This is a genomic window from Dapis brunnea BLCC-M229 (assembly GCF_050015995.1).
Taxonomy (GTDB): Bacteria; Cyanobacteriota; Cyanobacteriia; order Cyanobacteriales; family Microcoleaceae; genus Trichodesmium.
In genome coordinates this window covers 1-9,636 of sequence record NZ_JBNHEP010000084.1, presented here as the reverse complement: position 1 = coordinate 9,636, position 9,636 = coordinate 1, and the positions used below count along the sequence as shown (strand labels likewise).

General features: G+C 36.6%; 8 protein-coding genes. 6 read left to right on the top strand and 2 right to left on the bottom strand.

Annotated elements, in window-relative coordinates; translation table 11 throughout:
• Positions 1 to 13: 13 nt before the first annotated feature.
• Positions 14 to 103, top strand: a complete 90-nt coding sequence (locus ACP6PM_RS09420) for a hypothetical protein (protein ID WP_426583964.1) — start codon at positions 14 to 16, stop codon at positions 101 to 103.
• An 801-nt stretch (positions 104 to 904) separates the two neighbouring features.
• Here the strand turns inward: ACP6PM_RS09420 and ACP6PM_RS09415 are convergent.
• Entirely contained in the window at positions 905 to 2,455 is a 1,551-nt protein-coding gene (locus ACP6PM_RS09415; protein ID WP_426583962.1) for an ArnT family glycosyltransferase, read from the bottom strand.
• Positions 2,456 to 3,171: 716 nt separating this feature from the next.
• On the opposite strand from ACP6PM_RS09415, the gene ACP6PM_RS09410 reads away from it, so the two are divergent.
• The 4 genes from ACP6PM_RS09410 (at position 3,172) to ACP6PM_RS09395 (ending at position 7,256) form a co-directional block, all read left to right on the top strand.
• Positions 3,172 to 4,794, top strand: coding sequence for a leucine-rich repeat domain-containing protein (locus ACP6PM_RS09410; protein WP_426583960.1), 1,623 nt, complete (start codon positions 3,172 to 3,174; stop codon positions 4,792 to 4,794).
• Between the two features lie 301 nt (positions 4,795 to 5,095).
• Positions 5,096 to 5,860: an aldo/keto reductase family protein gene (locus ACP6PM_RS09405; protein ID WP_426583958.1), complete on the top strand. Its 765-nt coding sequence runs from the start codon at positions 5,096 to 5,098 to the stop codon at positions 5,858 to 5,860.
• 277 nt (positions 5,861 to 6,137) lie between these two features.
• Positions 6,138 to 6,299: a DUF2256 domain-containing protein gene (locus ACP6PM_RS09400; RefSeq protein ID WP_426583956.1), complete on the top strand. Its 162-nt coding sequence runs from the start codon at positions 6,138 to 6,140 to the stop codon at positions 6,297 to 6,299.
• A 33-nt stretch (positions 6,300 to 6,332) separates the two neighbouring features.
• On the top strand, positions 6,333 to 7,256 hold the full coding sequence (locus ACP6PM_RS09395; RefSeq protein ID WP_426583954.1) for an isoaspartyl peptidase/L-asparaginase: 924 nt from the start codon (positions 6,333 to 6,335) through the stop codon (positions 7,254 to 7,256).
• A 323-nt stretch (positions 7,257 to 7,579) separates the two neighbouring features.
• On the opposite strand, the gene ACP6PM_RS09390 is transcribed toward ACP6PM_RS09395, so the two are convergent.
• A complete protein-coding gene (locus ACP6PM_RS09390; protein WP_426583952.1) occupies positions 7,580 to 8,416 on the bottom strand; it encodes a RusA family crossover junction endodeoxyribonuclease in 837 nt (278 codons plus the stop codon).
• 514 nt (positions 8,417 to 8,930) lie between these two features.
• On the opposite strand from ACP6PM_RS09390, the gene ACP6PM_RS09385 reads away from it, so the two are divergent.
• Complete coding sequence (locus tag ACP6PM_RS09385) at positions 8,931 to 9,587, top strand: DUF3160 domain-containing protein (protein ID WP_426583950.1); 657 nt, start codon at positions 8,931 to 8,933, stop codon at positions 9,585 to 9,587.
• Positions 9,588 to 9,636: the final 49 nt, after the last annotated feature.

Sequence of the window (9,636 nt, the reverse complement as noted above, 5' to 3'; positions counted from 1 at the left end):
AGAGCAGTTATCTCTGGAAAAATTAGATATTTTAGGTGATGAAATTTTTGATTTAACAACTATAGTAGATTTGGAAAACTGGTTAAATCAACAGCTAAATTAACCTTTTCACAACTATCTAACCAGTTTATATAATTGGTATTACTGCTATGTAAAATTAATGGTGGCGGATATATCGAGCCTACTTGAGAAAGCTTTACAACACTGGACTTTATGACACGAACCATAGTATATTTTTTCAAAAACAAATTATGATTTTAGATAATTTGCGAGAACTTAAAGAAGCTTGCGATCGCTTCTTGGGTACTCAGCACTGAACAAATAACTGTCATCTCCCCCGATTTTTTTCACTCAAGACGAAAAATGCGTGTAGAATTTGGTTCAGAGCAGTTAAACTAAATAACATAGTACCTTAAAAGACTGATTAATAAGTAAATCATTGGTTAAAAATGTGCCATTTTATGAAGTTAGAAGTCATAAGTCAGAAGTTAAAAGCCTGATTTTACTAATTTTCCCCATAGGAATTCTGTTTAATTAACTCTTCAAACTCCGCAACAGAATTAACCCTGATTGTTTCTAATAGCAGAGGAAGATAGAAAGCTGTGTGATGGTTTCAATAATTAATAATTAATAATTACCTCTTCTTAAAAAGAAGAGGATTGGTTATAGCACTACGCAAATAGGGCGCGGACATTTCTAAATCCTGAAACCTTTTGATAGTCAACTGTTCCCTGTTCCCTGTTCCCTATTCCCTAGCGCTACGCGCTATAAAAGAAATTTTTTTGTTCTCTTGGTCGATTGGATATTTCCTTATATTCAATCAATAACGGTTTTAACCAGAGGTAATTATCTATTATCCATTATCAATTAATGAACGATGTTTTGTTTTTTCCCTCAACCCAACCTACATTTTTAGGTGTGTTATTCCGTTACTTTGAGATACTTGCAAATAGTAATAAAAACCCTGATTTTGGTATTGCAGAATATAACGGTTATCTAATAGATTGACATTACCATAAACTTGCAAATTTTCTTGAAAAATTGGGTCAGACTCTTTTAACTCTATTAGGTCTATACTTACTTTTTTTTCAACTTGCCGTAGTTCTTGTAATGTTTGAGGCAATTCCCAAATTACTTGAGTCGGATAATTAGCGATCGCTAAATAACGATTTTTCTCAGACATAACTACCTGTGGTTTAATTGACAATTTTGAGATGACTTTTTCTAGCCGGAAACTATGAGTAGATAAACGTTGAGACTGTCCTTGTTGAGTTTGTCTGAGTAGGTGAAATGTGACAAAGTTTGAGTAACTTAAACACAGACAAATTCCTAATCCAATAGCTACTACTTTTTTGGTTTTTAATTGTGGAGTCAATAGCCACAAACCAGTCACAGATAAGATTGCCATTAATGGAGAAAAAACTGCTAATCCTCTAGTTGCATTAATATATTGATAAAGTAATAAAAATGCCATTAAAGCTGACAGAAAATTAACTAAGGTAAAAATAGATAAATTTATATATTTTTCCCATTGTTGTAATTTTTTTTGATAACTTGCTGTTGCAAGTACGGCTAAATTAATACTCCATAGCATTAGCATTGAAATAGTAATTGTTCCATAGACTGGAAACTTTTTCAAATTAATTATGAGAGTGCAATTAAATAGAAAATTTTCCCAGATCATTCTCAGCATATCAGTCAAATTAGATTGGGATAAAATTCTCGTTGCTGCATAGGGATAAATTTCTTGATTTTGAGAAAGGGGAATTAAAACAGTGACAAAAAGTAATCCAAAAGAAAAGAGTAAGCTTAATAAAGTTTTTTTGTAATATTGATTTTTCTCAATCCACAAAATAGCTATACTGGCAGGAAAAAAAGTCAATAAAAATGGTTTGATTAAATATGCTAAAACTATTGCTAAACCTAAAAATATTCCTTTTAAAAAACTTTCTTTTTGTACAAATAAAAGATAAACTACTACCATAATTACAGCAGCAGCAGATATTTCTGTCATTACTGAATGAGTCAAAACTAAAGTGTAAGGATAAATCAAATAAATAAAACTAGCACCAAAACCAACCCATTGATTCGCAATGAATCTGCCAACTGTAAAAATTAAAAATATCGTCAAAATTAGGAGTAAATAATTCACAAAAAATGGTGTAGCCTCATTAATTCCACCAATCAAAAAACCAACAGCTAAAATTAAAGGATAACCAGGCAGATGAGTATCCTTAGTTGGATAGCCTTTTTGAATAATACTACTAGCCAAATAATGATTACTATTAAAATCAAAATGACGGACAATATTTTGAGCTATAGTATAGTAAAGCGTTTCATCATTCCAGCGAATTTGTAGAGAAACTGGTTTGCTTATGTAGAGAGCGATCGCCGTTATTATAAACAGTAATAGATATGGAAAGATGTGACTAAATAAATTTCTGCGAAAAGTCATTGCTTTGAGGTATAGTCGAAATTCAATTTTGTGTAGTAGGGTGTCTAGCTTGAAAATGTGGGTAAGGAGTGAGCAACCCGGAAGACCTCTCCCCCCTTTCAAAGGGGGGTAAGGGGGGATAGTTGTGGGGTTGGGGGGTGAGGATTTAGCTAATATTGAGTCGTGAGCAAGTAGCTAATGTATTTCGTACTTTTAATTCTGTTAAATCTTTCAACTCTGATTCCTCCTTCAAGGGCAATTCAGTTAATAGCTGATGTCTGATAGGTGACACCTGAATGCTTACGATTTTATTTTACCAAAAGTATTATATTTGATCTGGTAAAAAATAATATTTTTGGGGAATTAATTTGCTTTGGAAAATAACATATAATTTATTATAAAACACAATTTTTTTAGAGTAAATTCTCTTAATAAGAAATACTTAATGCTATTCTTCCTATTTATCGCCAATAGACATCTGGTGATAATCAAAAATAAAATCAATCCCATACGGATAAATCATCAATTCTTTCCCCCTACTCTGTACGGACGTTGCATGCAACGTCCCTCCCTACTCCCTCTTTTCCGGAGTGGTCTAATATATAATTTTATTTTATTATTCTATATTTTATGCCAGGATGATTACTTTGTGTTACAATAAAGCTACAAAATAGTATCGGTCTGTCCATATTGCCTCCCTATTACAGGAGGTACTAATAACTGATAAGTAAAATGACATGATTGATAACACAAAGGCTCTAAATCTAAATATACAAACCATCATCAACCAAATTTATGAGGATGAAAAGCGTTTATCTGAGGGAGAAAAGGTAAGTGATATTGCCCTGAAGATTCCTCAGATTGATAGTGGAGAAGATAAACGTTCGGGTTTGGGACATAAGTTAGCCCGGCAACTTTTCCCCGCCAAAGATGAAGACCGAATAGGTAGTTATATTGCTTACGGGCGCTTACTTGCTAGATTGCGTCGAGCCTACAAATCTCAAATAGCTGAAGCTAATGCCAATAATTCGCAAGTCGATCCCTACCGACAAGCAAGAATGTTTGGCGATCGCCATATATTCGATCAACTCCTTTCTGCACCACTGTCTGATTCGATCCTCAATCCCCAAGCTATGCCAGTAGAAGTGGCTCCATATCAAGAACTGGAACCCTTTTTTACCCACATGAAGAAAGGAAAACCAGCAGATAGACCTTGCCAAGAATTTACCCGTGGAGCTTATTACGACGATGGACGAATAGATATGTGTAAGCAGGTTGTCGGCGATCTTTATATCGGCAACTTAGTTGAGTCTATTCGGGAAAATCCTTACGTAGAGCATTTCCTCTTAGGTAATAATATTGTCGGAGATGAGGGGGCGAGTAAAATTGCCTCCCTCGCTAGCGATCGCTCTACACCACGAATTAAAACTTACTATTTGGCTGGAAATTGTCTGACGGAGAAAGGTGCAGCAGAACTTGCTGATGCTTTGGTGGGCGATCGCCATGCGGAGTCTCTATGGCTAAAGCGTAATCCCCTTAAAGCAGGTGGTGTAGCTTGTATTGCTAAGATGCTGGAGCAAAATACGAGTCTTCAGACTTTGGATCTGGTCAATGTGGGTATGTTGGATGAAGGAGTCAAGGTCTTATTTGCAAGTCTGCGGAAAAATCATACTCTCCGAACGTTATATATTGATGCCAATGGAATTAGTGAGACTGGTGCTAGTTACATTGCTGAGTATTTTGAATATATGAAGTCCGAAAACTGGAAAGGACTAACTGGACTGTTTATGGCGATTAATCGTTTGGGGGATGCAGGTGCAGAGCTAATTGCAAATGCTGTGGCAGGTTATTCCCACTTGAGTAAATTAGATTTATCCTCTAATCGAATTCAGAATGCTGGTCTGAAAGTATTGCTAGAAAAGTGTAATACCTTGCCTGAGTTAGTTTATTTAGGTATTGGTTTGTACAAATCAACTTCCGATATGGGAGAGTTACCCAATTATTTTGATGGGTGTGGTGCAGAACTTATTGCAGATTTTATCCGCAGTAATAATACCGTGCAAATCTTCGGTCTTATGGATACGAATATCCGAGAAGGAGGTTTTGAGATTATTGCCGATGCTCTTGAAAAAAATCATACACTTCTAGACTTACAATACCAACAATTTCGTTCTCAACTTCCCCAGGAATTAGAAGCTCGTATACGTTCTCTTTTGGCAAGAAATATTCAGGAGCAACTGGGAATGTCGGTGCAGAAATTTCATAGCAGTCTCAAGCGGGAAATTAAACATTCAGACCAAATTCGTTTCATCGACAGTATCTATCGCAATAACATGAAAGATTGTCACATCTGTGTTTGAATGTACTATATACCCCATTAGACCTCTCCGGAAAAGAGGGAGAAGGGAGAAGGGAGAAGGGAGAAGTAATTGATAATTTCTGGATAATAATTGATTTGATTTTTGATTTTCACCAGATGTCTATTTGGGTTATATTGAAAAATAGATAGTGTGATGGGGTGATAGGGCGATGAGGTGATGGGGTGATGGGGCAATAGGGAGATGGGGTGTATTGGAATATTTTTCCATCTTTTCGTATTCATTTTCTATATTCACAAACGACTTCATGGCTCAAAAACTTAGTCTCTCGTAAAGGTACAAAATGGGTTCTATAGATTCAGCTAGTCCAATTGGTTTAGGAACTTACCGTCTGTACGAAAAAACATACTTGACTTGCCGAATGGCACTTGAAATCGGATACAGACATATAGATACTGCTGCTCTCTACAAAAATGAGGGAGAAGTAGCTAGGGCGATCGCTGAATCTGGTATACCAAGAGAGGAAATCTTTATTACCTCGAAAATTCCTTTGAAAGCTATACTGTATCGCCGTATTCGAGATGCAGCAAGACAATCTTTGGAATTATTGGGGACTATAGATTTACTTTTGTTACACGCACCCGGAACAGATCCGCTATCCGCTTGGGAAGTAATGCTGGAAATAAGAGAATGGGAAGAGATAGGTGATGTTGGTGTCAGCAATTTCAATATTCAGCATTTGCAACTGCTCAAGAATTCTCCTCCCAAATGGAATCAAATTGAAATTTCCCCATTTCTGCAACGAAGAGAACTTGTTAATTATTGCCAACCTCAGGGAATAAAAATTGTAGCCCATTCTCCCTTAGTTAAGGGGCAAAAGCTAGACACTCCTAAGTTAATTAGGATAGCAAATAGCTGTGGATGTACCCCAGCTCAACTACTTTTGGCTTGGTCTGTCAATAAAGGATTTGTTACTATCCCACGCAGCTCAAGACGAGAGCATTTGCAAGCAAACTTAGAAGCCAAAGAAATTATACTGCCGACAGAAGTCATTCAAGAACTTAACGGTTTTGAGGAAAGTTATGCAACACATCCACAGCATTGCTAATCGTTGTATCACATAGTCATATCATGTTCGCTTGAATAGTTATATTTTGGTGAAAGGAAGGCAGAAGGCAGCTATGCTGAAGGCAGAAGGTTTTTTGCCCATTTTGACCTTATTTTATACACGCTCCGATGCTACCGGACATGATATCAGTTATAATTCCCAAAATTATCAATTCCAGCTTAACCTTTTTAGAATTGTTATAATAGGCTTCTCAAAATCATATTTTTTATTTTTATGAACTATAATAACTAATGAATATCAAGCTAAATATTATATCATGGCAAAAACTAAATCTGACTTACCAACAAAAATATGTCCTGTATGTAATCGCCCTTTTACTTGGCGAAAAAAATGGGCAGACTGTTGGGATGAAGTCAAATATTGTTCCGAAAGATGTCGGCGACATAGGTCAAAAATTGACAAACAGACCGAGGCATAATAGCCTTATATCTAGTAGTTAATCACAAAAAAAATGCAGCCAAAACTTATTATTCACGGTGGTGCTGGTAGTTCCCTCAACGAAAAAGGAGGATTAGAAGTTGTTCGGACATCTCTCCATCGAATAGTAGATGAATTATATAATTTGCTTCTAAGTGACACTACTGCCGTAGATGCAGTCGTGCGTGGTTGCCAACTGTTAGAAGATGACCCAATTTTTAATGCTGGCACTGGTTCGGTACTACAATCTGATGGCCAGATTAGGATGAGTGCTTCCTTAATGGATGGTATTAATCATCGGTTTAGCGGGGCGATCAATGTCTCCCGGATTAAAAATCCTATTGATTTGGCCAGAGCGCTGCAAGAATCACCCGATCGCGTATTATCAGATATTGGGGCGGCTGAATTTGTGCGGGAATTACAAATGCCGGTTTACAACCCTCTGACAGACAAACGATTAAATGAATGGCTGGAGGACCGTAAACATGATTTTAGTAGAAAAATGGCAAATGTGGTGGCAGAATCTCCAGGCACTGGCACTATTGGTGTAGTAGTTTTAGATAAAGAGGGTAGATTAGCTGCGGGCACCTCTACAGGAGGGAAAGGTTTTGAAAAAATTGGTCGGGTCAGTGACTCGGCGATGCCTGCTGGAAATTATGCTACTGGCAGTGCTGGAGTTAGTTGTACTGGTATTGGAGAAGATATTATTGATGAGTGTTTGGCTGCAAAAATTGTGATTCGAGTAGCGGATGGTTTTTCCATCAAAACAGCTTTTGAACGTTCATTTGCAGAAGCTCACGAACATAAAAGGGATTTGGGAGCGATCGGTATTGATGCTAGTGGTATTATTAGCTGGGGAAAAACTTGCGATGTAATTTTAGCTGCTTTTCACGATGGGCAAAAAATTGGCGATAGTTTGGAAGCTGACAAAGGAACATTAGTTTTTACTGCTGAATAATACTAATATAGCTGTAAGCATTCCGCAGGAAATGCTTACCGAACTCTTAAGGTATAAAGCCTCTCCATTCATGGAGAAAAAAGAAAAAAAATTCCTTTTAGCCAATCCTCTTCTTTATAAGAAGAGGTAATTATTAATAGACATCTCCGGAAAATAAATAAACCTTTTAGTTATATTAGCTAAAGAAAAAAAATTCACCAGAAAAAATTCTTTTTTCTGCCTTTTTCGTAAAAATATCTTATCTGTTCTCTGTTCCCAGTTAAGTGTTCCCTACTATGCCCCAAAAATCTATATCTTTTTCGGAGAGGTCTAATTATTAATTGTTAATTATTAATTATTGAAGACAGTATTTCAATTTCAATCCAAACACCTGTTTTCTTAGTATCAGGAATATATTCAATAGTCAGCTTAGGAATACAACTCAAGCGATCGTCCTGAAGTACACCCGCACCATTCAATGTTAAAGCATCAAGACAAGCTCCTGCTAAATTATCTAAATCAGAATTAGTCCGATGTTTCCCACAAAAACTAATAGAAATAGCTGCTTTTTGAATCGGTAAATTTACTTCTAAATTAAGTTCAGAAACTTGACGGTAAATTTCTACTTCTGCCTGATTTCTCCAGGTACGATATCGAGGTGGTAAATAAGTACCATTAGCAGTAACTCGTGGACGTGCTTTAGGAACTACTTTCCCAGGAATATACAAACGAATTATTGTAGGATTTTCAGATTTTTCTGATTCGGGGTGAGAAGTTGTAAAATCCTCAGCATTATCCAACGACGGAATAATTTTGTTAACTTCCGTCTCCACATTTTCTAGCAAATTATCTTTTACCTCAGAAGGAACAAATTGCATTTGAGATTTATCCTCCATTATATCTTCTATAGCAGATAAATCAACTTTTCTGTAAGCATCTAATTGTGTCCGGAAACTCGGCCAACTTTTAGCTATTTGCAGATAAGTTTCCGCGTATTTTTCCGAGAAATGGCAATTATTTTGGAGCCAAGATTGCCATTCAGTAGGATCAAATAAAGCCTTAGTTTCTAGTAATAATTGACCTAAAGAATAAGCATAAGCCATAGAATTTTTCGGGTCAAGTTGGCATTTTTGATGTTTAAAATTTATATCTTTTATTAAAGTTTGCCAGTTAAGTAACATTTGATATTAGGTATTAGGAGATAGGTGAATAAATTTACTATAGAATGAGATAATATATTAATGACAAGAGTAGGGAGGTTCCATGGAACCTCCCTACAGAATATTTTATCCAAATGTTGGCAGAAGATCCGCGCTCTCCATCCCCCCTAACCCCCCTTTGAAAGGCAGGGCTGTTTCATTCTCAATAGACACGGAGATACGGAGACACGGAGACACGGGGATGAAGGCTTTTAAGCGGCGTTGAACCCAATATTCTCTCAGAGCTTAAAGACGCTTATTGGCTGAAAAATAGGCAAATTTCGGCAAATTTCACTGTTCTACTATCCCCATTACCCCTGTTCTCCTTAAATCCTTAATCTACAATACTTTAAAACAGCCCTGCCCTTTGAAAGGGGGAGGGGAGCGTCCTATGGGAATGCAAACCCACAATAATAATGTTTTTGCTATGATAGTAATGGCACACTTAAAAAACTAAGAGTACCACGAGTAATTTAACAGAAAGAGAAAAATGGAAATGGCAAATAGCTCTCTTGCTCAAACGGACAGTGATATTTTTGGTTACAATGCTGTCTTTGAAGAAGAATGGGATAAATTGGGACAGATGTCAACCGAGGAATTTGCCCAACGTTACGATGCCAATGCTGATTATCTTCAAGGAATCAGTTGGGACCCAACTACGGCTAAATACTGGAATTTGTTCAATATAGATCCAGAAGAAAATAACAAAAATGCAGAAAGACAAAACTATCGTGATTATGACTTTCGCCTCGATCCACAAGAACTCGCTGTCTTCAAGAAAAATGGTTTTGTAGTTAGCGAGCGCATGAATGCCAGGAGTTTTGCTGAGATGTTCTATCGCATCTATAGTAATGATTTACCAGTATTTGTGTCGGCTGACTCTATTCTTCATGCTTGGCATATGTCTTATGATGCTATGCTCAAAGAACTTGAAGAACAAGTTTTAGCTCCTTCTTTAAAAGAAATTCTTGAGGGTATGGCAGAAAAGCTCCCTATAGCTGCGAGAGAATATGGAAATGGAGATCTAGAATCAAGTTTAAAAGATGTTGATTATTTCTTAGCAGTAGCTCGTTGTCTACTTAAACCCAATCCAACTAAACAACGTTCTGATCTACCTGAGGAACATATCAAAACTTACTTAAATCAGGGGTAGTGCTAAACAAGTAATGATTGATTATAGTGATGAATAAAATACCAAATTG

Excerpts from the sequence above, each read along its gene's own strand:
- ACP6PM_RS09405 (WP_426583958.1), top strand. The coding sequence starts at position 5,096 with ATGGGTTCTATAGATTCAGCTAGTCCAATTGGTTTAGGAACTTACCGT.
- ACP6PM_RS09390 (WP_426583952.1), bottom strand. The coding sequence starts at position 8,416 with ATGTTACTTAACTGGCAAACTTTAATAAAAGATATAAATTTTAAACAT.
- ACP6PM_RS09400 (WP_426583956.1), top strand. The coding sequence starts at position 6,138 with ATGGCAAAAACTAAATCTGACTTACCAACAAAAATATGTCCTGTATGT.
- ACP6PM_RS09385 (WP_426583950.1), top strand. The coding sequence starts at position 8,931 with ATGGCAAATAGCTCTCTTGCTCAAACGGACAGTGATATTTTTGGTTAC.
- ACP6PM_RS09410 (WP_426583960.1), top strand. The coding sequence starts at position 3,172 with ATGATTGATAACACAAAGGCTCTAAATCTAAATATACAAACCATCATC.
- ACP6PM_RS09395 (WP_426583954.1), top strand. The coding sequence starts at position 6,333 with ATGCAGCCAAAACTTATTATTCACGGTGGTGCTGGTAGTTCCCTCAAC.
- ACP6PM_RS09415 (WP_426583962.1), bottom strand. The coding sequence starts at position 2,455 with ATGACTTTTCGCAGAAATTTATTTAGTCACATCTTTCCATATCTATTA.